Here is a 22,411-nt window from a genome sequence, read left to right on the forward strand (position 1 = left end):
CATTAGTCACTTTTCAAGATCCACGAATTTAAGTATGCTTAAGGGGCCAGTACTCTGAGATGAAATCAGGATTTATGGCCTTCTTACTTCTTAAGTGGCTTAAAACAAGTTCAGGTTCAATAAATTATTTTAAGTTAGCTCTATTTGACTGTTTACTTATCATTTAGTTTAAGTAAGCTAAGGAGGATAAGAATGGAGATTCAGGCAGAGGATCTAAAGACCTTAATTGAAGAAGGTTCAAAGCTCTTAGAAATGGGCTGCAAAGTTCAAGACTGCAGATGCATCTATTGGTTCCTGCGGGGGAAATCAACGTTGGATCAGCTGGGCTTAGAATCGGAAATATTGGATAGATTCAGATTCAGTAAAGAGCTCGAAGAAAGGGTTAATATCTTACAGTCAGTTTCGGGTTTATAAATCCCCCCATTGACATTGAGCAAAAATTAGTTCGTGCTAACGGATTGATTAGAATGTAAGCATAGGGGTATTTAGTTTTGTGAAATAAATGGCATGTAGGCTTGGGTCTGTTGATAGCTTGTTTGTGCCCCAGAGGAGACTGGCATTGCCCGCCAAATTAAATGGGTAATATCAGCAGCGAGTTTCATAACCGTATGTAGACGGGTTCCTTGCAGAACCTGAAATTCAAAAAAACCTCCGACATTCACAACCCCTAAAATAGAAATATCACCTACTGAGGGCAAATTTTTGTGTACCGCAGAACCAGGAGTTAAGGGAGAATCAGCGAGGGTGATCATGCCAATATCTTCAGTCCTACCAAGGCAGGCATCAACAGCAATCACTATATCGGGCCGCTGGGTTGCCAGGACGTTATTGATTTCTGAAATTAAGTTTTGTGCGTGCAGAGGTTCGGCTAATGTCCCTAATACTGTATACCCTAAACGCTTTAAATTTGTGCCGACCAGTGGTCCCAGACAATCACCCGTTGCTCGGTCCGTACCTATACAGGCGAAGAGAACACTTTTCCCGAAGGTAAGATCATTTAACGTGGAGATGAATGATTGTCTTTCTCCAAAATTATAGACAAGGGAATTAACTGAGACGAAGTTTTTCCTTGAAAGCTCTGGAATTATTTCCACCTCCTCTACATTTAACGCCTAATCTATCCTGTTTGTTTTTAGCGATTGACATAACAGGGGTAAAAAGGAGCACCGGAAGCCCTTATTAATCATTGTATAGTTAAGGATAAAATATATTCCTGGAGGAAGGAAAATCGGCCAACAAAGAAAAAACGTGGGGATGGCTTATTGTTCACAGCAGTAATGCCTGTCCCCACGTTTTCTTATCCCAATACTTCTATGTAACTATAAAAAGGTGTAAAGTAAGTAGTATAAAAGATGATGCAAGGAGACAATATGGATAGAATTGCAATAATATCGGATATTCATGGTAATATGCCTGCTTTAGAAGCGGTGTTGGCTGATATTAGAAACAAGAATATTCAGAGCATTTACTGCTTGGGTGATTTAGCGGGGAAGGGCCCTAACCCGGCAGAAGCAGTCGATACCATTAGGGAAAACTGTGAAGTCGTCATTAAAGGCAACTGGGATCATTTCTTAACCGAACACAAGGGGCAGGAAGTATTAACCTGGCATCAGAGCAGGCTGGGAGCAGAACGATTAAAGTATCTGAGAGACTTGCCGATGTACAAAGAATTTTATATTAGCGGTAAGCTCCTAAGGCTCTGTCATGCTTCCCCTAATGATCTTTTTCATAGAGTTTATCTTTCTACAAAGCGCCAAGAACGACTAAAACTATTTGAAGCCACTCCTACCCTTGATATAGAAGCAGATGTGGTTGGATATGGGGATATTCACGGAGCCCACATCGATCATTTCGCTGGAAAGACAATTTTTAATGTTGGAAGTGTGGGCAATCCTCTTGATATAACCCAAGCTTCCTATGGCATAATTGAAGGAATGTTTAATGGAAAACATCCATCCTCCTTTTCTATAGTTCTTGTAAGAGTACCTTATGATATCGATCTGGCTATTAACCAGGCCGGCTTAACCGACATGCCTGAGAAAGAGGAATACATTCAGGAATTGAGAACAGGGATTTATCGCGGTCTAACCAAACATAAGAAAGAAGGATAACTATGCTGAACATTGGCTGCCATCTTTCAATTTCCAAAGGATTCAAGGCGATTGGAAATGAGGCACTGAAAATCAACGCTAATACCTTTCAATTTTTCACCCGTAATCCAAGAGGCAGCAAAGCTAAAGAAATTGATCCCAAGGATGTTGAGGGATTACTTAAGATAATCCAGGAAAATCAATTTGCGCCAATTTTGGCTCACGCCCCTTACACTCTTAATGCCTGCTCGCCGGAGGGAAGAACAAGAGAATTTGCGGCAGAAGTAATGGCTGACGATTTGATGCGAATGGAATATATACCGGGCAACCTGTATAATTTTCATCCGGGCAGCCATGGAGGACAAGGTAGTGATGTTGGTATTCAACAAATAATTGACCAACTAAATAATCTCTTGAAACCCGAACAGACAACTAAAGTACTGCTGGAAACCATGGCGGGCAAAGGCACAGAGGTGGGCCGTACTTTTGAAGAGATTAAGCAGATTTTGGAGGGCGTAATTCTCACTGAAAAAGTGGGCGTTTGCTTAGATACTTGTCATGTTTATGACGCCGGGTACGATATTGTCAATGACCTTGACGGCGTGCTTACTTCCTTTGACAAAGTTATCGGTTTAGAGAGACTGTATGCCATTCATCTTAATGATAGTCTGAATCCTAAGAGCAGCCACAAAGACCGCCATGCCAAAATTGGTGAGGGTTCGATTGGTCTGGAAGCTATAACTCGAGTTATCAATCATCCCAAACTTCGGCATCTGCCCTTTTTCCTTGAAACACCAAACGATTCGAACGGTTACGCTCAAGAGATAGCCCTCTTGAGAGATCTTTATAAGGAATAATAGCAGAGAGTCAAACATGCCCTCGACAAAGATGCTTTGTCGAGGGCATGTTTGATTGACTTTACCTAGGACCTGAGATCATTAATAAAACGTTTTTATTGCTTTGCCGCGGCAGTAAGGCAACGGTATGATTGTCTTTCTGAGCAACAAGGCTTGCGGGCTTTTTATCTTTCGTATAACTCCAGCTTAGAGTCCAGCCGTCATTTTTGAGGATATCCCCATAGTCCTTTAGAACTTTATCGACAGTTGTATTTTTAATTAGGTACCTAGCAGTTTGACTTTGGCCGGTTTGGGTTAAATTCTGGTATTGCATATTGTTGTAAGCCGGAAGATACGAAAATTCTTTCGTATAAGTAACCGTATTTTGAGAAGTGTCCGATGGCGGTTTTGAATTACAGGCGGTTAATCCAACTACAAGAAGAAAAAGAAGAATAAACGTTGCTATTTTTTTCATTCTCAGTCACCCCAAAAACAATTTTATCACTACTATTTTAATACATTTTTTAATGATTACAAAATTAAATACATTCGTTTTTACAAGCGTCAAAAATTCATATATAATGGTAGGTATTAGTAGTTTGACAAAGAATATGTGGATTTTAATAGAATCTTGGCGAGGAGGAACGAGTGTGCTTGACAGTGATATTCTCATTGCCGGAGCTGATCCGGGATTTGGAGCAATTAAACTGGACACCCGCGATATGAAGATCTTATTTCCTGCGGTAATCTGTAAAGGCAATGAACGGATTTTCTCAACCCTAGGGAACATTTTAATGGATAAGGGTTCAGATATTGAAACCCAAGTCTCTTCGCTTGATGTGATTGTTAAAAATAATTCAACAGGTGTAGAAAACCATTATTTTATGGGGAGTTTAGCAGAAAGCTTAAACCCTAACGAAGCTCACTATTGTTGGGATGAAGATAAATCTTCTGATGAGGAGGCTACCTCATTATTAGTAGTTGCTTTAGCCCTAGCTCAACAAAATCCAAAGGTTAATGTCTATCTGGGGACAGGTGTGCCGGTAAAATACTATTCGAGCTTGAAGGAAAAATATGAAGCTGAGCTGAAGGGGTCTTTTTCTGTAAAGTTCCTCTCCGGTCCTTTAGAAGGAACGACACGTCATCTGAATATTCTTCGCTCACGGGTGCTTCCACAGAGTTATGGCGTGTTTATAAAAGAAACTCTCGATGAATACGGACTTCCGACGAATGAGAAGCTTTTTAACGGCTATGTTGTTGTCATTGATGCCGGTTTTCGGACAACGGATATCGCAACATTTTATGATGGTGTTATGCTTGATCCGCCAAACTCCTTCAGTATTGAGAAAGGCTTGAAATGGGCATACACCGGTGTGGCGGAAAAGCTTAAAGAAATGACAAGTTCTCACGCAAATTCTATTGAGACGGATGATAAAGAACTGGATAAAATTTTCCGCGTTAATCAAGGACAATATCCATGGAATAATGGGTCCTTAAATCTCAATCCAATTATGCAAACCATGTTGGCTCAGTTGGGAGCAGACATTACCCGAGAAGTAAAGAAAACCCTGAAACCAATGCTTGGCAAAATACACACGGTTCTGGTTGCCGGAAATGTTGGCGAAAAGGTATTTAACCATATTCAAATAGAAAACAAAGTCTTAATTGACAATCCACAGTTTGGGAATGCTACGGGATTTAGAATAATGGCTTCGACCTTAATCAACTCACTAACTAAGAAGGAAAATTCTACAGTATGATAACGCCTTTACCGTCCTCTATTCCTCTGGATTTTAATGAGGCTGACATTGACCTTTGGCAGGATTTGCAACAAATAGAGCCGGATATACGAAATGATTTTATTAAAGAAGCCTTGCGCATGATGTTCAAAGGTTGTAACGTCGCGAAGAGGTTCCTGCCACAGTCAGACATGATAGGAAGCAGCGATGTTCATGAACATAACGGCTCAAAAGAGATTGAGGAAGATACTCGAATTAATTCCCAAGCAGACTCCTTTTCTTTGGAGGCATTGTTTACTGAAGGGCCGGCCCTAAGCAAGAGTGAAACCCAATCCAAATCATCTCTGGGATATCAGCATCTTATGAATAATATTATTGGACTTGAAGATGATGAAGAGGTACTAAAGGCGGTTCATGATCTTTCGAAGCAGAAAACTAAATAATTATCAGGGTTTATAAGCTAAGAATAGTCAATATGATTGCCGGCAATGGCAAAGGGCAGGTATACTGTTTAAATTAAGCAGTGTTCCTGTCCTTTGCATCTATACATCTTTTTAAACTATGACAGATAAATTAGTTCTATGATTATTTGTTCTATATTGAGATTCGGTTAAAGCAGCTATTATAAATTAGTGGTGTGTTGCAGATAATGAAGTGATCATGTGGATTAAGTGAACGTCTAAATTTTAAGATTAAATCTTAAATAATAATTGTCCTTCTAAAAAATTAGTTATTATTTTCTTAAAAAAAGAGGTTTTTCTGATTTATTCGTGAATATATTGTATAAAGTATAAAGTTTTTTAGGTTCAACGAAAGAGGTGCACTCGTGCGTTCGCTCAGACATAAAATGTCAATCTTGATGCTGGTTTCGCTTATTAGTTTGGCAGCGAGCTTAGTAATGACTTTTGGCTGGTACATGAAGGATCGTCTAATAGTTGAAGCTTCTTCAAAAGCCCAATCAGATTTGACAATATGTAAGGAATTTATTGATTTGAAATATCCCGGCTCATGGGTTGTAAGAGATGGTGAGCTGTATAAAGGGACTGCTAAAATGAGTCTCAACAGCGATATGGTGGATCATATCGCCCAGATAACGGGGGATAATGTCACAGTATTCTTAGGAGATACGAGAGCAGCGACAACAGTTCGCAGTTTAAATGGTGATCGAGCCATCGGAACTAAGGCTTCAGAGAATGTGGCCGCAACAGTTCTAAAAAATGGCCAAGTGTATGTTGGGAATGCCGATGTCATTGGTCAGCCGTACCAATCAGCTTATGCTCCCTTACGAGCGGAAAATGGTGTGATTCTTGGGATGCTCTATGTTGGGATTTCTCAAGCCTCAGAGCAGGAATCTTTAAAAAGATCCTTGATAACAATGGGGGGTATAGGTCTAGCCTTAACGTCCTTAATAGCGCTCCTCGCTGGGCTTTTTCTGCGAAAATTGGTTAGCTCTCCTTTCCTGGAGGATGTAGGAAGGCAGCCGGAAACTGCTGAGCAAAATCTTCAAAGTCCTCCTGGTGCTGCGGAGATCGAGAAACTTGAGGATGCTCTTATCCAGATGGCAGAGCAAATTCAAACCTTAACAGGTGAAATTAACAGGTCAGCAACTACCATTCATGAAAGCAGCCCGCCAAAAGGGAGCCTCAATGCTATGCTTGAGCAACTCAAGGATTTTGAACCAAGCAATGAATTTTCCTCGGCTGAAACTGTTTCTCAAGAATTTGAACCATTATTTGGACTGGATACTCCTTGGAACAATGGAGCAGATGCCTTACCCAAAGGTCTAAACAAGGCAACTCTCAACCAGATCGTTCATTATCTGGAAAAAAATCGTCGGCCAATTTCCACAGAAGAGGTTGCAGAAGGGGTTAAGCTGACTCGAGTTACCGTACGTCGTTACCTCGAATTTCTGGAACAGTGTGGAGTTTTAAGGTCCGAACAGAAATGCGGTACGGTCGGAAGACCAGTGAAAATTTTCATCCCTCTCTAATAATGAACACAGAATCCTTTTTAAGAGTTTACGAAGGTATTCTTTCAATAAAACTGGTTATTTTATTTCAGAAATAAAAGGCGAGTTTCTTTTTACTCGTCTTTTTATTTGTGGATTGCTTTGTGACTTTTCTTCTAATGATTAAATAAAATTGATTTGTAGTAGTATGAAAGAGATCCTAGAATCTCAATGAATCACGCGTGTCCTAGTGACTTTAATAATTAAAGTCACTTTAATAAAGCATTTTAATTATTTTAATTATGTTAACAAACAAGACAATTCAAACTAATCACGCTAAACTATATTTACAGTAAAACTTTTCAGTAATTTCAATCTATTGGTTGGCTGCTCGATGAGCGAGACATGTAACTAAAAAGTGATTAAGGGAGGCAGATGAGGGTAGTACTACTTTGTTTGAAATAAATTTTAGAGGAGGAGGATTTAAATGTGCAACAGCGATTCGCCCAATGAGTTCGCGCAAAAGTTGGATAATTATATCGATAGCTTGCCAAATAAGAAGGAAAACTTGATTGCTATTCTACATTATGCCCAAGAAATATATGGCTGGTTACCAGATAATGTTCAGTGGCATATTGCTCAAAAGCTTGATATACCCTCGGCCAAGGTTTATGGAGTTGTGAGCTTTTATTCATATTTCACCATGAAACCTAGAGGAGAACATGTTGTTAACGTATGTATGGGCACAGCCTGCTTCGTACGTGGTGCAGAAAAATTAAAAAATGAACTTGAAAATCAGTTAAAAATCAAAGCCGGTGAAACTACTCCAGATAATCTCTTTACATTAGAAACCTTGCGCTGCGTTGGAGCCTGCGGTCTTGCCCCTGTCATGATCGTTGACGGAGAAGTCCATGGAAAAATGCATGAGCCCCAAGAAATTAATGAGGTTCTGGCGAAGTACCGTCCGGAAGGTTAAATGAATCAAACCAACACCAACTCAGTTGTATGCTGACAAAGTAGATGGATGTGTGAGAAGCGTCATCGAAGGAAGGGAAACCAAATGAAACTTAAAGATACCGAAGAATTAAATGTTTTGAAAGCTCAAAGTCTCAAGCTAATTGAGACACGCCGAGCCAAAGAAGCGGTGGATACCAAAAATGCCCCCGGTTTAGTCAGACATATTTTGGTCTGTGGGGGACCTGGGTGTCATTCCTCAGGCAGTCCGCGAATTGCTGAAGTTTTGGAAGAAGAACTGAATCGTGCAGGATTAGCGGATCAAGTAAAGGTTTTTGAACCCGGTTGTTTCGGATTTTGTGAAAAAGGTCCTATGATACAGATCCATCCTGATAATGTTACGTATTGTGAAGTTTCTCCCGAAGATGTCTCAACTATTGTGCAAGAACATTTGCTTGAAGGAAAGCAAGTTGAGCGCCTTCTTTATATGGACCCCAATACTAAAGAACGCTTTGCTGCGAATATTCCTTTCTATAATAACCAACTGCGCATTGCCCTGCGCAACGTTGGCTGCATTGCACCGGAAAATATCCTGGAGTATATCGCTGCAGATGGTTATCAAGCATTAGCCAAAGTTCTTTTCCACATGACTCCTCTGGATGTTATCGATACTCTTAAAGTCAGCGGGCTGCGAGGACGCGGCGGGGCTGGGTTCCCAACAGGTGTAAAGTGGGAATTTACCCGCAGGAGCGAAGCAGATCAACGATATATTATCTGCAACGCCGATGAAGGTGATCCGGGTGCTTTTATGGATCGCTCGGTTTTGGAAGGGGACCCGCACAGTGTTCTTGAGGCAATGCTTATTGCAGGTGCAACGATTGGATCTTCACAGGGCTACATTTATGTTCGGGCAGAATATCCTGCCGCTATCCATCGCTTAAAAATCGCTATTGATCAAGCACGTGAATACGGTTTGCTTGGCAAACAGATTTTGGGCAGCGATTTTGACTTTGAAATTGAACTTAAATATGGAGCCGGCGCTTTTGTCTGTGGTGAAGAAACTGCACTTATTCATTCTATTGAAGGATCAAGGGGAGAACCTACGGTCAAACCACCATTCCCTGCCCAAAAGGGACTATGGGGTAAGCCTACTTGTGTCAACAATGTGGAAACGTTAGCTAATATTCCCCCAATTATTTTGAACGGTGCGGAATGGTTCGCCAAAATCGGGACAGAAAAAAGCAAAGGAACAAAAGTATTTGCTCTGGCCGGAAAAGTAAATCATGTTGGTTTAGTGGAAGTTCCTATGGGAACAACCCTGCGCGAAATCATTTTTGGCATCGGCGGGGGGATTAAACGGCATAAAACCTTTAAAGCGGCTCAAACCGGGGGTCCTTCCGGCGGATGTATTCCGACAAAATATTTGGACTCACCCATAGATTATGAATCGTTAATGGCTATTGGTTCCATGATGGGTTCCGGAGGGCTTATTGTTTTAGATGAAGATGACTGTATGGTGGAAATCGCCAAGTTTTTCTTGGAATTTACCATGGATGAATCCTGCGGACGCTGTACCGCTTGCCGTGTGGGAACGAAACGGCTGCATGAAATATTGGAAAAAATCACTGATGGCCGCGGCACTTTAGAGGATCTGGAAAACTTAGAAAAACTGTGCAATATTATCAAGGATACTGCCCTTTGCGGCTTGGGGCAAAGTGCTCCTAACCCAATTCTCTCAACCTTAAAATATTTCCGGGATGAATATATTGCTCATATTGTTGATAAAACCTGCCCGGCGGGAGTATGTAAAAGTTTATTAAAATATGAAATTACTGATAAATGTGTTGGCTGCGGCCGTTGTGCAAAACAATGTCCAACGCGCGCCATCAGCGGTTCGCCTAAGAAACGCCATGTTATTGACCAAGAACGTTGTCTAAAGTGTGGGGCCTGTATGGAACAATGCCGGGTTGATGGCGCCATTATTCGTCATTAAGGCCCGTAAAGGAGGACTTCCTATGGATATACATCTAACTATTAATGATATAACCTTGACAGTTCCAGAGGGAACGACAATTTTAGAAGCAGCAAGGACTATAAATATAGATATTCCGACATTATGCCATATGAAACTCCACGAAATGCATTATAATAATAATATAGCTTCTTGCCGGGTCTGTGTTGTTGAGATCGAAGGGCGGCGCAATTTAGCGTCTTCATGTTCGACTCCTGTCATGGAGGGAATGGTCGTAAAAACGGATTCCCTGCGAGCCATTCAAGCTCGAAGAGCCATGGTTGAGCTGCTGCTCTCGGACCATCCGAAATCGTGTTTAACCTGTGCCAAGAACATGGATTGTGACCTGAGAAAGCTGGCTGCAGAATTAGGTGTGCGGACGATCGGCTATGAAGGGGTAGAATCTGAGTTTGAAATTGATCAATCCAGTTCATCAATTGTCCGTGATCCGAATAAATGCATTCGCTGCCGCCGCTGCGAAACAATGTGTAATGAAGTTCAGACAGTCGGGGTATACTCTGCCATGGGGCGTGGCTTTGAGACTGTAATCAAAACCGCCTTTGATTTACCGCTTAGTCAAACGGCCTGTACGTTTTGTGGGCAGTGTTTAGCGGTATGTCCGACAGGGGCATTAACTGAAGTGGACCAAGTCGATAAAGTTTGGAAAGCTCTTAATGATCCCAATCAATTTGTGGTTGTTCAAACTGCACCGGCTGTACGGGTTGCTCTGGGAGAGGAATTTGGTATGGAACCCGGGGCGATTGTTACAGGCAAAATGGTGGCTTCCCTGCGACGCCTTGGATTCGATCGAGTTTTCGATACGGATTTCGCGGCGGACTTGACGATTATGGAAGAAGCTAGCGAACTTGTACACCGAATAAAACATGGCGGTCGTTTGCCTTTGTTGACAAGCTGCTGCCCAGCCTGGGTTAAATTCTTCGAACATCAATTTCCTGATCTTTTAGACATCCCTTCAACGTGTAAATCTCCGCATCAAATGATGGGAAGTTTGATCAAGAGCTATTATGCTAAGACGTTAGGTATTGATCCCAAATCCATCACGGTTGTTTCTGTAATGCCCTGTGTCGCTAAAAAATACGAAGCGGCTCGTCCTGAATTAGCCCAAAGTGCTGATACTGCTGATGTAGACGTTGTTATCACGACTCGTGAACTTGCTCGCATGATCCGTGAAGCCAGCATCCATTTTGATCATCTTAAGGATCAAGAGTTTGATCATCCGTTAGGTGAATCAACAGGTGCAGCTATTATTTTTGGAACTACAGGCGGAGTTCTGGAAGCGGCCCTTAGAACGGCCTATGAAATGCTGACAGGAGAAGCTCTGGAAAAAGTAGAATTTGAAGCTCTCAGAGGTATGAATGGAATTAAAGAAGCAGTTATCCCCATTGCAGGAAAAGACTATCGAATTGCAGTTATTCATGGTCTGGGCAATGCTCGCACTGTACTAGAGAAAATACGGGCCGGAGAAAGCGATTATGATGTGATCGAGATTATGGCTTGTCCGGGAGGATGTATTGGCGGCGGTGGTCAACCCTATCATCATGGCAATATGGAAATCCTTAAATCCCGAGCGGCTGCTATTTACCGCGAAGATCGTGCTAAGCCTTTGCGTAAGTCCCATGAAAACCTGGCGATTGTTGCCTTGTATAAGGATTACTTGGGCGAACCCTACGGAGAGAGGGCTCACCAATTACTGCATACCAGTTATACGGCACGCAGAAAAATCTAATGGTTGTTCCCGATCATAGCCATGCCTTGGAGTGCTTTTAACTTGTTATTGGCATAATACTCCATAGAACTTAGATCAATTTCATAATAATCATCGACTGTGTTGGAAGTTTTCCGCCATAGTGGATTCATAAAAACAATGATCTAATTGTGAAGATTAATCTGAGCAAGAGGAGAAGGGTGAAATTAATGCTAATGTTGGAAAGCCTTCTTACTTTTGGGGAAGGCTTTCTTTTTTTGGAGGAAATGAAAGCATGGATAGTCGAATCGGAGTGGTAGGGATTGTTATCGAAGAATTTGAAAGCGCAAATCTAGTTAACGAAACGCTGCATGAATTAGCGAGTATTATTGTTGGGAGAATGGGCGTTCCGCGCAAGGAGAGAGGAATAGCAATTATTTCGTTGATTGTTGAAGGCACTACTGATGAAATTAGTGCTCTTACAGGAAAGCTTGGGAAAATTAAAGGCGTTAACGTCAAATCAGCTTTAACTAAAAAGTCGGGGAAGTAACGTGAAACTTGATATAGGTGGAGTTTGGACCCCATCCGAATCTCGGTTGAGTGTTGATAGATAAGATAATTAAAAATAACTAATAAAAGGGAGTTAAGACGATGTATGATTGTAAGTCAAAAATTGCAACGGAGTTTATAGATGACAGTGAGATTCTGGCCACCCTTGCCTATGCTCAGGAAAACAAAAGAAATCGTGAACTGATTGATGCCCTAATAGAACGTGCCAAAGACTGCAAGGGCTTAACTCATCGAGAGGCTGCAGTTTTGCTGGAATGCGATCTGGAAGATGAGAATGAAAAAATGTTTAAACTCGCCAAGGAGATTAAGCAAAAGCTTTATGGCAACCGTATTGTCATGTTTGCTCCGCTCTATCTTTCAAACTACTGCGTAAACGGCTGTGTGTATTGCCCTTACCACCATAAAAATAAAAATATATCTCGTAAAAAATTATCACAGGAGGATATTGAGCGAGAGGTCATCGCTTTACAGGATATGGGACACAAGCGCTTGGCTTTAGAAACAGGAGAAGATCCTGTGAACAATCCCATTGAATATGTTTTGGAAAGTATCAAGACTATTTATGGTATTAAGCATAAAAACGGAGCTATTCGTCGAGTCAATGTTAATATTGCTGCAACAACCGTGGAAAACTATCGCAAGCTGAAAGAAGCAGGTATCGGTACGTATATTCTATTCCAGGAAACCTATAACAAAAAAAGCTATGAGGAACTGCATCCCACAGGACCAAAGCACGACTACGCCTATCATACTGAAGCGATGGATCGTGCCATGGAGGGCGGTATTGATGATGTGGGAATCGGAGTTTTGTTCGGCTTAAATATGTATCGTTATGACTTTGTAGGTCTACTCATGCATGCTGAGCATTTAGAGGCAGCAATGGGCGTGGGGCCGCATACTATCAGCGTTCCGCGCATCCGTCCTGCCGATGATATTGATCCTAAAAACTTTTCCAATGCCATCTCAGATGATATTTTTGCAAAGATTGTGGCCGTAATTCGTATTGCCACCCCTTATACGGGAATGATTATTTCCACCCGTGAATCGCAAGCAACCCGTGAGCGTGTACTAGGCTTGGGTATATCCCAGATAAGCGGAGGCTCAAGCACCAGTGTTGGCGGATATGTCGAGCCGGAAGCAGAGGATGATAACTCAGCTCAATTCGAAGTTAATGATACCCGAACCTTGGATCAGATTTTAAACTGGCTCCTGGGAATGGGGTATATCCCCAGCTTCTGTACTGCGTGTTATCGTGAAGGGCGTACAGGGGATCGTTTTATGAAACTTGTTAAGTCCGGGCAGATTGCCAACTGCTGTCAGCCCAATGCTTTAATGACTCTCAAAGAATATCTGGAGGATTATGCTTCGCCGGATACCAAGAAAAAGGGTGAGGCAGTCATTGAAAAAGAAATTCCCAATATACCTAATGAGAAGGTTCGAACAATTGCTTCAACGCATTTGAACGAAATTAAGGATGGAAAGCGAGATTTCCGCTTCTAACTCCTGGAGGATGTAACGTGAACGTTAGAATTGAAAAGGACAATATCGGTGAACTGGAAATTCCAGAATCAAGTTATTACGGAGTTAATACGAAACGGGCTCTTGAAAATTTCGATTTAGGGACGAGAAGTGTTAATCGAAAGCTGATCTATGAAATAGCCTTAATTAAAAAAGCAGCAGCAATGGTCAATCATCGTTTGAAGAAATTGACGAAGGACAAGGCACAAGCTATCATTAAAGCCTGCGAAGAAATCATTGAGGGTAAATGCGATCAGGAATTTGTCGTCAATGCTTTGCAAGGGGGAGCGGGAACTTCCACGAATATGAATGTCAATGAGGTCGCCGCCAACAGAGCTATTGAGATTCTTGGCGGGAAAAAAGGAGATTATCATCTTATCCACCCCTTAAACGATGTGAATATGTCTCAATCGACTAATGACGTTTACCCTACTGCCCTGCGAATTGCAGCCATACGTCTGCTGCGAAGGTTAAGCTATTCGCTGGCAGATTTGCAGGAAGCCCTCCAGAAGAAAGAAAATGAATTTAGTGATGTCCTTAAACTTGGCCGGACAGAGCTGATGGATGCTCTGCCAATGATGTTGGGGCAGGAATTCGGTGCCTATGCCAAGGGCATCGAAAGGGACCGCTGGAGAGTTTACAAAGGCGAAGAGCGGCTTAGGCAAATTAACTTGGGTGGTACCGCTATTGGCACCGGTATGAATGCTTCGCATGACTATATTTTTATGATCACGGATACTATTCAGGAACTGACAGGACTGGGCTTAGCCCGGTCTGACTATCCGATAGACATAACCCAAAATAATGATGTTTTCGTTGAAGTATCCGGCCTTTTAAAAGCTTGCAGTACAAATTTGCTAAAAATATCCAATGACCTGCGCCTACTGGCTTCCGGGCCTAAAGGGGGGGTGGGAGAAATAGAACTTCCTCAAAGGCAAGCAGGTTCAACCATAATGCCCGGCAAAGTAAACCCCGTCATACCGGAAATGATTGGTCAAGTGGCCATGAAGGTTATGGCGAATGATTATGCGATTACTTTAGCAGCCTCATCCGGACAGTTGGAACTTAATTCTTTTATGCCCTTGATTGCAGAAAGCTTTTTGGAATCCCTCGAATTGCTGAATCAGGGAGTTATCATCTTCCGGGAAAAATGTATTGAGGGAATTCAGGCTCAAAAAGAACAATGCCAAGCCAATCTTGAAAGGTCAACAGCATTAGCTGCGGCTCTTGTTCATCATATCGGTTATGACCGGGCTTCTGAGCTCGCAGGAAAAGCCTTAAGGGACAATAAATCTATATGCGACGTCTTAAAAGAAGAAACAACATTATCGGACTCCCGGATTGCTGAAATTCTCAATCCTTGGGAAGTAACGAAACCGGGTATACCGGGAGGACTGGAAAAATGATTTGCCGGAGGAATTTTAAATGAGCTTAAATGATGCACCAAGAGGGGTGAGAGTTCACCTAGCGCTTTTCGGTAAAAGAAATGCTGGAAAATCCAGTGTGATCAATGCCCTGACTGGACAGGAGACAGCGATCGTTTCCGAGGTAAAAGGAACTACCACAGACCCTGTTTTCAAAGCGATTGAAATCTTACCTATAGGGCCTTGTGTGATCATTGATACGGCCGGCTTCGATGATGTAGGAGAATTAGGAGAGCTAAGGATCAAAAAGACCCTGGAGGTTCTTGATAAGACAGATGTTGCCCTGCTTATCATAGACATTAATCTTGGAATCAGTGACGATGACAATATAATTCTTAAAACCTTAAGCGATAAGAAAAAGCCAGTCATTGTTGTCTTAAATAAAATGGATACTCTGGACAAGTCAGAGGCAGGAAAAAAAGCGGCTCAACTACAGGAAACCTTAAATACTCCAGTTGTTGCCCTATCGGCTCTCACGAAACAAGGAATCAAAGATTTAAAAAGCGCAATTATCTCGGTGATCCCGGAGAACGAGGATACCTTCAAAATTGTGGGAGATTTGATCAATCCCGGCGATTTTGTTGTCTTGGTTACTCCTATCGATAAAGCTGCTCCCAAAGGACGGCTGATTCTTCCTCAACAGCAAACGATCCGCGATGTCTTAGAGAGCGATGCGATGGCAATTGTGACTAAGGAATATGAGCTGAGAGAAACCTTAAGCAATCTGGCTAAAAAACCCAAACTTGTTATTACGGATTCCCAAGTGTTTCTAAAGGTTGCAGCAGATACACCTAAGGATATCTTAATGACCTCCTTCTCAATCTTGTTTGCCCGGCAAAAAGGAGATCTCACCGAATTTATCCGAGGTGCGAAAGCCATCGACCGCCTCCAGAATGGAGACAAAGTTTTAATTGCCGAGGGTTGTACCCATCACCGGCAATCAGATGATATCGGCAGTGTGAAGATACCCAGGTGGATACGTCAAAGAACAGGTAAACAGCTAGAGTTTGAATTCACATCCGGTGTAACTTTTACCGAGGATGTGAAGAAATATGCCCTTATCGTTCACTGTGGAGCTTGTATGATGAACCGAACCGGCATGCTCAGCAGAATAGCGAGTGCTAAAGCTCTGGGAGTACCTATTGTTAACTACGGAATTTTGATTGCTTATGTACAGGGATTGATGAGCAGAGCTCTTGAACCGTTCCCCTTAGCCAAGATGGTCTTGGAAGAAGAGTTCGGTTAATCGTTATAATCTGGCATTTGAGAGATTCAAGCAGAAAAAATGCTGCCCATGATGGAGGAAATGAGTAGTGACTATGCATAATTTAATCGAGAAAGCCTATCAGACCAATGATCTCTCAAAAGAGGAAATAATAGCTCTCATAAAAACTATAACACCCGAGGAAAGGGAGATTCTCTATAAAAACGCCCTTAAGACAAAACAAAACTATTATGGGAACAAAGTTTATTTGAGAGGGCTTATTGAGTTTTCCAACATTTGTCGTCAAGATTGTTTATACTGCGGTCTTCGGGCTTCCAATACCAAGGTAGAACGATATCGGCTGACACCGGGGGAAATATTGGCTTGTTGTGATAAAGGCTACGAATTAGGTTATCGGACCTTTGTTTTACAAAGTGGTGAGGATCTTTGGTACACTGTTGAGATACTAAGTGAGCTGATTCGTCAGATTAAGAGACGTTATGATCAAGAGGTGGCTGTCACCCTATCCATCGGCGAGCGGGGAACGGAAATCTATCAAAGCCTTTTTGCTTCCGGAGCTGATCGTTTTTTGATGCGCCATGAAACTGCCACGAAGGGATTGTATGAATTACTGCATCCGACGATGAGCTTTACCAATCGCAGGGCTTGTTTAACTGCTTTAAAAGAGATCGGGTATCAAGTGGGAGCAGGGTTTATGGTTGGACTCCCCGGACAGACTCCAGCTGATTTGGCAGAAGACCTTCATTATTTAAAAGAACTTCATCCCGACATGATTGGAATCGGGCCTTTCATTCCCCACAGCGAAACGCCTCTGGGAAGAGAGAAGGGTGGGACGGTAGACGATACTTTAGTAATGGTGGCCTTAGCACGACTCCTTGTTCCGGACAGCCTTATTCCAGCCACAACAGCCTTGGGCACTCTCCATCCCCTTGGAAGAGAGCTGGCCTTGCAAGCAGGTGCTAATGTTGTTATGCCTATTATCACCCCGACATCGGTAAGGAAACAGTACGCACTTTATGAAAATAAGATTTGCGGCGATGATCATCCCGAGGATTGCCGTTATTGTATTGAGCGAAGAATTCAGGCGGTGGGACAAGAAGTGGATTTAGGCAAAGGTGATAGCTGGAAGTTTATCTCTCATGGTGATAGTTACAAAGAGGTCACGGATTAATTTCTTCCTGGATAATTAATTCTTAGCTCAAGATACGATATGTTTATTTAATACACCCAATTATAATCAATAAGGGACAGCTTCTGTACTTTAAACAGAAGCTGTCCCTTGTATTATCCAGCCGGAAGGACAATAGAAATCCTTGTGCCGATATCTTGTCTGCTTAAAACTTCCATGTGCCCGCCATGACGTTCGGTAATCCATTTAGCAATCGATAAGCCCAGCCCCGTTCCGCCAGTGGCTCGGGCGCGGGATTCATCGGTTCGAAAGAAACGGTCAAAGATCTTGGGGACTGCTTCAGGGGCAATACCTATTCCTTCATCTTGAACGGTCAGGCGGGCCAGATTATCTGAATTGGAAACTAAAATTATAATTTTTTTACCCGTGGGAGTATATTTCATTGCATTATCTATCAGTATCCTCAGGGCTTGTTTAATAAGACTTTTGTCCGCGTTAATCAAAACTGTCGTAATTTTCGCAGCATAATCGTGGCCTTCATCAATCATCTGCGTCTCCCGCAGTACTTCTTCGACCAGGGCAGATAGCTCAAATTGCTCAATTTGCAGAGCCATCGTATTATTGTCCCCTCGAGCTAAAAACAAAAGCTGTTCTACCAAGCCCTTCATATTCGCAGTTTCATCTTTGATAGCATCAATAGATTCCTGCAACGTTTTTTCATCGTTTTTTCCCCAACGATCCAGGAGATTGACATACCCTTGGATAACCGAAATTGGTGTCCTTAATTCATGGGAAGCATCGGAGACGAACCGTACTTGGGAACGATAGGATTCGTTGATTCTGTCCAGCATGCTATTGATGGCCGCTGCGAGGGTTTTAAGTTCGCTTTGCGTATCTTCCACAGAGATTCTTGTGTCGAGACGAGTGGCATTAATATCATCTAACTTGCCGGCTAGAACTTCCAACTGTCCTGGAGAAAAAAAGCCTTCTGTACTCAGGTTTCGGGCTGCTTGAGCTAATTCCTGAATTGGTCGGAAGGTATTGCGGATTATTCTTGCACCCGTAAAAATGCTACGCATCAGCATCAAAAGCTCAAGGATTACTACTATGGCAAACATTACGACAAGGATCTGAAGTGTATTTTGCAAGTTGAAAGATATTCGAAAAGACTGATCACCGGTTTTAATGGTCACATTATAAGTGATTCCTAAAAATTGTCCCCATTCAGTTAAGCCTTTGGAATTCGGCAGGTCAATACTCCGAATTCCTGAGGCGGTTTGTTTTGAGAAGTAAGCCTTCAAAGGCGGGGGGATTTGGATACCTCTAGGTTCTCCCGTTGGGGGAGCTATACTGCATTCATTGATGGCAAGCCATTGTTCCGCCTCCGGAGTAGGTAAACCTGATTCGGCGATTAGTTGTGCTGCCGATGTCACAGATTGTTCGGCGCGTATAAATAAGCCTGCGGCTGCCAGCAGACATAAAAATATATCCAGGACAAGAAAAAGTCCCAGCATACGAAAAAACAAGGTTATGTTGAGCTTCCAGACGATGGAAAAACGGATTCGGGTACTAATACTACTGGAAGAATTCGAGGAATCATTTAGGGATTCATTTTTCATCCTTAATCACATATCCCACGCCCCTAACAGTATGAATCAGCTTGACATTGAAGACCTCATCAATTTTGCCGCGAAGAAAACGCACGTAAACATCAACAGCGTTAGTTTCCCCCGTAAAATCAAAGCCCCAGACATTCTCCAGCAGCGCTTCCCGCGAAACGACCATTCCCTTATTTTTGAGCAGATAGTGCAGAAGATCAAATTCTCGTTTTGTCAGGTCGATAGGTGTCCCCTCCATCGTAACCTTATGACGGCCGGTATCCAGCAACAGGCCGGAGGCGGACAATACTTCGGCATTTTCGATCGCTGTTTTGCGCAGGGCGGTACGGATTCGGGCCAATAGCTCCTCAATGGCAAAGGGTTTCGTGATATAATCGCTCGCTCCGCTGTCAAGTCCGAACACTTTATCCATCACACTGTCCCGAGCTGTCAGCATAATGATAGGAACGGAGGAGGTTCGACGAAGTCTGCGCAGGACCTCCATGCCGCTTAATTTTGGCAGCATAACATCTAACAAAACAAGGTCGAACTCGCCTGTTTCGGCGAGTTCAAGCCCTGTTCTGCCATCGAAGGCCTTTGTTGTGATATAGCCCTCATAACCGAGCTCCAGTTCGATAAAGCGGGCAATTTTTTCCTCATCCTCAATAATCAATATTTTAGAACTCATGAAACCTCACGTCATTTCTCGAATTTTCTAGAGACTTAGATGTTAATAGATTTCTTGAGATTTTCGGCAGCGTCGGCTGCGCTATCCATTGCCCTATTGACAGTATTATTGCCTAAGTCAGGTCCATTGAAGCGATAGTGTAAACCAAAGAAGAGCCCGATGATAAGCAGTGGAATGGTAACCCAGAAAGCGAAGATCAAGAGCAAGCCGAGTACCGTAACCGGGAAAGCGCCTTTGACTTCCTCTCCCTTAAGCACTTCAAAGGAATTGGTATTTCCTTTGCGGATAATTTTCAGGCAAAATTCCCCGATTTTTTTTATGACGGAGAAAAAGGTTTTTCCGTTGTGACAATGATGATGTTGGTGATAATGCTGCTTTCCCCAACAATTGTCTTGATAAGTCTCGGCATTGGGGTCAATCGTTTTTTCACTGCTGTAATAACCGCCACCGGTCGGGGCAGAAACCTTTCCCTGTTTTTCTAAATAGATAATGGCATCCAGCAAATCTCCATTTGCTGCATCGAGGGCAGCTTTGGCTTCTTCATAACTAATATTTGCCATCGTACATAATTTTTCGACTTGTTCCAGGGTTGTCATTTTAAGAATTCCTCCTTGTGTTCTGTTAGAATACCTCTTTGCAAAATTTCAATGTATGTCGGTGGTGCCGCAACTGACTATGTTTATATTCTAACCTCGAAAACTTCAAGGATAATTTGATAAAAATTAAAATTTGATTAAAAAGTTAAAGTGCTGGACTTGCAGAGGTCTAAAAATTCGCTGGCATGATTAGCTATATAAATACTATCAACGAAGTCCATTTTGTCAATAGTCCACTAAAGTATGCGTCTCCCTTTTTCGCCTTTGAAGTTGTAACTATTGGTTTTAAACGAGCGTAACTTACTGTGCAGAAACCTTTTCTGCGCTGGAGCAGGCAGTGATATCCTTGCCAATGCTGCTTTAACGAAAGAGAAAGGAGGGGTGAAAGATGAATGGAATTGACTGCGCTACAAGGTTAAATTTGACCAATGTTCAAAGCTTAAAAATAGCGGGAGTATTAGCGGTTGGACGATACCTTGGCTACAAACAAGGCTGGGCTAAATCACTGACTCCTGATGAAGTTAAATTAATTCAAGCGGCCGGGTTAGCCATCTTCTTTATTTGGGAGTCCAATCCAATCAATAAGAGTTATTTCAGCTATAACCAAGGGGCCGCTGATGCCAAACAAGCCATTATAGAAGCTGAGTTTCTCAGTGCTCCCAAGGGAACGGCGATCTATTTTGCAGTTGATTATGATGCTCAGGCTGGAGATATGACCACTATCCAAGACTATTTCAATGGCGTGAAAGATGGATTGGGCGGACAGTTTCTAACGGGCGTCTATGGATCCTATGCGGTTGTGAAGGCGATTCAGGCAGATAAATATTTTCAAACCTATGCTTGGTCAAATGGCCAAAAAGCACCAAACCATATTTATCAATATAATAACAATATTTATTTGGCAGGTGTATTTGTCGATCAGGATTATGTGAATGAAGACGCAGGCTTATGGAAGAGGAGTGACAATATGGGCTTAGATATAGCGGTCTTATTATATACAAAGGAAGACTTTTGGGCAGGAAACGACGTAGCTGTTAAAAATGGAAATTGTGCCTTATTTGTGAGACCGGACGATCATTCTGTCCCCAAGACTGCCATGAGCGCAGCAACACTGATTGTGGTTGGCGGACCTACGACGGGACATCCAAACGAGGTGCTTTTGAGCGGCAATGACAAGTATGACACAGCTGCAGCAGTAAAAAAATATTTGGGTTAAGATCTAAAAATGTTTAATCTACTCTTTACATCCCCTTCATTTTACCCCTCCATGCTGAGGGGGCTTTTTTTGCATAGTTGCATATCAGAAGATGTTCTTTAGGTTTAACATATTTTTTAATTAAAGTTCATGGAACTATAACAAAAATAATCTATGATAAAGGCAAGAGCTTGAGGTTTTGATACCGAAGCAGGCAAAAAACTGTTATCCGCTAAGCGGTTAACATATTCTCACTTTTCTTCCGTCGTCCTTCCTTTACTCCCCTCACCATGAGGGGCTTTTTTTTGCCCTAAATATAGTTTTATTATTAAATGTTTGCCTGTGAACCTTTGTATTATTACTCTTACGAAAATGAAACTATTAAAGGGTAATACTAAGCTATCAGAAAAAATCTCTTTGGCTTATATTGACTCACATGAAAAATATATTTACAATATATAATACCATTATATATATCACGGTTATATATAATGGTTATACTTGTATAAAACTATGAGGTAAGGTGAGCAATTTATGGCAACAGTTAATAAAACTAAATATGCACTTCTTGGTGTTTTAAACATAATGCCTTGTTCTGGATATGACATTAAGAAGTTCTGCGATTCTTCCATATCCCATTTTTGGAATGAAAATTATGCACGGATTTATCCTGTACTTAAGGAGATGGAGAAAGAAGGGCTGGTTGTTAAGGAAACGGAACAAACCGAAGGAAGACCCCTGAAGAATGTTTATTCGATCACTGAAGCAGGTAAACATGAATTGGATGTCTGGCTTTTGGAACCGGTTCAAAGCATCATGGGGAGGAATGAGCTTCTTCTTAAATTATTCTTTTCCTCTGAAGTGCCTCAGGAAACTATCATCGAGAAGCTTGAGGAAGAAAAAGTAAAGCACGAGAAACTTATTGCTGACTATTTGCAGATGGAAGAAATTCTGAAAGCAGATGAGCAGGTAAAAGACAGCAAAAATCTTCCGCTTTGGCTGGCGACCCTTAGTTGTGGAAGATACAATTCTGAAGCAAGGATTAAATGGTGCCAGGAGACGATAAGATCCCTGACAAATGGCTTCGCTAAAGAATGAGATTGACTATGATGCCATGTTTTCGGGATGTTTTAGAAAAGAAAAATACATAGAGGAACGTAATAAGGATTATAGGAGGGTGTGGGC

General features: G+C 42.1%; 21 protein-coding genes. 16 read left to right on the plus strand and 5 right to left on the minus strand.

The features are described from left to right. Window positions 1-192 precede the first annotated feature (192 nt). The gene (locus ACPUYX_RS06955) at window positions 193-414 is read left to right on the plus strand and encodes a hypothetical protein (protein WP_426379011.1); all 222 of its coding nucleotides are present in this window, start codon (window positions 193-195) and stop codon (window positions 412-414) included. Between the two features lie 71 nt (window positions 415-485). Here ACPUYX_RS06955 and yyaC read toward each other — a convergent pair whose 3' ends face one another. Next, on the minus strand, window positions 486-1,094 hold the full coding sequence (yyaC, locus tag ACPUYX_RS06960) for a spore protease YyaC (RefSeq protein WP_426379012.1): 609 nt from the start codon (window positions 1,092-1,094) through the stop codon (window positions 486-488). Window positions 1,095-1,370: 276 nt separating this feature from the next. On the opposite strand from yyaC, the gene ACPUYX_RS06965 reads away from it, so the two are divergent. Then, complete coding sequence (locus ACPUYX_RS06965) at window positions 1,371-2,111, plus strand: metallophosphoesterase family protein (RefSeq protein WP_426379013.1); 741 nt, start codon at window positions 1,371-1,373, stop codon at window positions 2,109-2,111. Window positions 2,112-2,113: 2 nt separating this feature from the next. Then, the gene (locus ACPUYX_RS06970) at window positions 2,114-2,947 is read left to right on the plus strand and encodes a deoxyribonuclease IV (protein ID WP_426379014.1); all 834 of its coding nucleotides are present in this window, start codon (window positions 2,114-2,116) and stop codon (window positions 2,945-2,947) included. Between the two features lie 61 nt (window positions 2,948-3,008). Here ACPUYX_RS06970 and ACPUYX_RS06975 read toward each other — a convergent pair whose 3' ends face one another. Beyond that, complete coding sequence (locus ACPUYX_RS06975) at window positions 3,009-3,401, minus strand: hypothetical protein (protein WP_426379015.1); 393 nt, start codon at window positions 3,399-3,401, stop codon at window positions 3,009-3,011. Window positions 3,402-3,576: 175 nt separating this feature from the next. On the opposite strand from ACPUYX_RS06975, the gene ACPUYX_RS06980 reads away from it, so the two are divergent. The 11 genes from ACPUYX_RS06980 (at window position 3,577) to hydE (ending at window position 17,191) form a co-directional block, all read left to right on the plus strand. Continuing rightward, window positions 3,577-4,686 (plus strand): ParM/StbA family protein, encoded by a 1,110-nt coding sequence (locus ACPUYX_RS06980; protein ID WP_426379016.1) that lies wholly within the window; start codon window positions 3,577-3,579, stop codon window positions 4,684-4,686. Further along, window positions 4,683-5,108, plus strand: a complete 426-nt coding sequence (locus ACPUYX_RS06985; RefSeq protein ID WP_426379017.1) for a hypothetical protein — start codon at window positions 4,683-4,685, stop codon at window positions 5,106-5,108. The genes ACPUYX_RS06980 and ACPUYX_RS06985 overlap by 4 nt, the downstream gene beginning before the upstream one ends. A 383-nt stretch (window positions 5,109-5,491) precedes the next feature. Beyond that, the gene (locus tag ACPUYX_RS06990; RefSeq protein WP_426379018.1) at window positions 5,492-6,655 is read left to right on the plus strand and encodes a cache domain-containing protein; all 1,164 of its coding nucleotides are present in this window, start codon (window positions 5,492-5,494) and stop codon (window positions 6,653-6,655) included. A gap of 445 nt (window positions 6,656-7,100) precedes the next feature. Further along, entirely contained in the window at window positions 7,101-7,589 is a 489-nt protein-coding gene (gene nuoE / locus ACPUYX_RS06995; protein ID WP_047808484.1) for an NADH-quinone oxidoreductase subunit NuoE, read from the plus strand. A gap of 84 nt (window positions 7,590-7,673) precedes the next feature. Beyond that, the gene (locus tag ACPUYX_RS07000; RefSeq protein WP_426379019.1) at window positions 7,674-9,560 is read left to right on the plus strand and encodes an NADH-ubiquinone oxidoreductase-F iron-sulfur binding region domain-containing protein; all 1,887 of its coding nucleotides are present in this window, start codon (window positions 7,674-7,676) and stop codon (window positions 9,558-9,560) included. A 22-nt stretch (window positions 9,561-9,582) separates the two neighbouring features. Continuing rightward, window positions 9,583-11,325, plus strand: a complete 1,743-nt coding sequence (locus ACPUYX_RS07005) for an NADH-dependent [FeFe] hydrogenase, group A6 (RefSeq protein ID WP_426379020.1) — start codon at window positions 9,583-9,585, stop codon at window positions 11,323-11,325. Window positions 11,326-11,578: 253 nt separating this feature from the next. Next, complete coding sequence (locus tag ACPUYX_RS07010) at window positions 11,579-11,833, plus strand: TM1266 family iron-only hydrogenase system putative regulator (RefSeq protein WP_426379021.1); 255 nt, start codon at window positions 11,579-11,581, stop codon at window positions 11,831-11,833. 101 nt (window positions 11,834-11,934) lie between these two features. Beyond that, complete coding sequence (hydG, locus tag ACPUYX_RS07015) at window positions 11,935-13,353, plus strand: [FeFe] hydrogenase H-cluster radical SAM maturase HydG (RefSeq protein ID WP_426379022.1); 1,419 nt, start codon at window positions 11,935-11,937, stop codon at window positions 13,351-13,353. Window positions 13,354-13,370: 17 nt separating this feature from the next. After that, window positions 13,371-14,777 carry an aspartate ammonia-lyase gene (locus ACPUYX_RS07020; protein WP_426379023.1) on the plus strand — a complete coding sequence of 469 codons (1,407 nt, stop codon included), beginning with the start codon at window positions 13,371-13,373 and terminating at the stop codon, window positions 14,775-14,777. A 19-nt stretch (window positions 14,778-14,796) separates the two neighbouring features. Continuing rightward, on the plus strand, window positions 14,797-16,041 hold the full coding sequence (gene hydF / locus ACPUYX_RS07025; RefSeq protein WP_426379024.1) for a [FeFe] hydrogenase H-cluster maturation GTPase HydF: 1,245 nt from the start codon (window positions 14,797-14,799) through the stop codon (window positions 16,039-16,041). A gap of 73 nt (window positions 16,042-16,114) precedes the next feature. Then, window positions 16,115-17,191, plus strand: coding sequence for a [FeFe] hydrogenase H-cluster radical SAM maturase HydE (gene hydE, locus ACPUYX_RS07030; protein WP_426379281.1), 1,077 nt, complete (start codon window positions 16,115-16,117; stop codon window positions 17,189-17,191). 113 nt (window positions 17,192-17,304) lie between these two features. On the opposite strand, the gene ACPUYX_RS07035 is transcribed toward hydE, so the two are convergent. From ACPUYX_RS07035 to ACPUYX_RS07045, 3 genes are read right to left on the minus strand one after another with little or no spacing between them, the layout of a single operon-like run. Further along, on the minus strand, window positions 17,305-18,768 hold the full coding sequence (locus tag ACPUYX_RS07035; protein ID WP_426379025.1) for a sensor histidine kinase: 1,464 nt from the start codon (window positions 18,766-18,768) through the stop codon (window positions 17,305-17,307). Next, on the minus strand, window positions 18,758-19,435 hold the full coding sequence (locus tag ACPUYX_RS07040; protein ID WP_426379026.1) for a response regulator transcription factor: 678 nt from the start codon (window positions 19,433-19,435) through the stop codon (window positions 18,758-18,760). Before ACPUYX_RS07040 ends, ACPUYX_RS07035 begins: the two co-directional genes overlap by 11 nt. A gap of 35 nt (window positions 19,436-19,470) precedes the next feature. Next, on the minus strand, window positions 19,471-20,031 hold the full coding sequence (locus ACPUYX_RS07045) for a ubiquitin (RefSeq protein ID WP_426379027.1): 561 nt from the start codon (window positions 20,029-20,031) through the stop codon (window positions 19,471-19,473). A gap of 388 nt (window positions 20,032-20,419) precedes the next feature. Between ACPUYX_RS07045 and ACPUYX_RS07050 the strand changes: the two genes are divergently transcribed. Together ACPUYX_RS07050 and ACPUYX_RS07055 are read left to right on the plus strand one after the other, a co-directional pair. Further along, complete coding sequence (locus ACPUYX_RS07050) at window positions 20,420-21,247, plus strand: DUF1906 domain-containing protein (protein ID WP_426379028.1); 828 nt, start codon at window positions 20,420-20,422, stop codon at window positions 21,245-21,247. Between the two features lie 513 nt (window positions 21,248-21,760). After that, the gene (locus ACPUYX_RS07055; RefSeq protein ID WP_426379029.1) at window positions 21,761-22,324 is read left to right on the plus strand and encodes a PadR family transcriptional regulator; all 564 of its coding nucleotides are present in this window, start codon (window positions 21,761-21,763) and stop codon (window positions 22,322-22,324) included. Window positions 22,325-22,411 lie beyond the last annotated feature (87 nt).

Origin of the sequence: Desulfosporosinus sp. SYSU MS00001, from assembly GCF_049943955.1 — a bacterium.
In the GTDB taxonomy this organism is placed as follows: domain Bacteria; phylum Bacillota; class Desulfitobacteriia; order Desulfitobacteriales; family Desulfitobacteriaceae; genus Desulfosporosinus.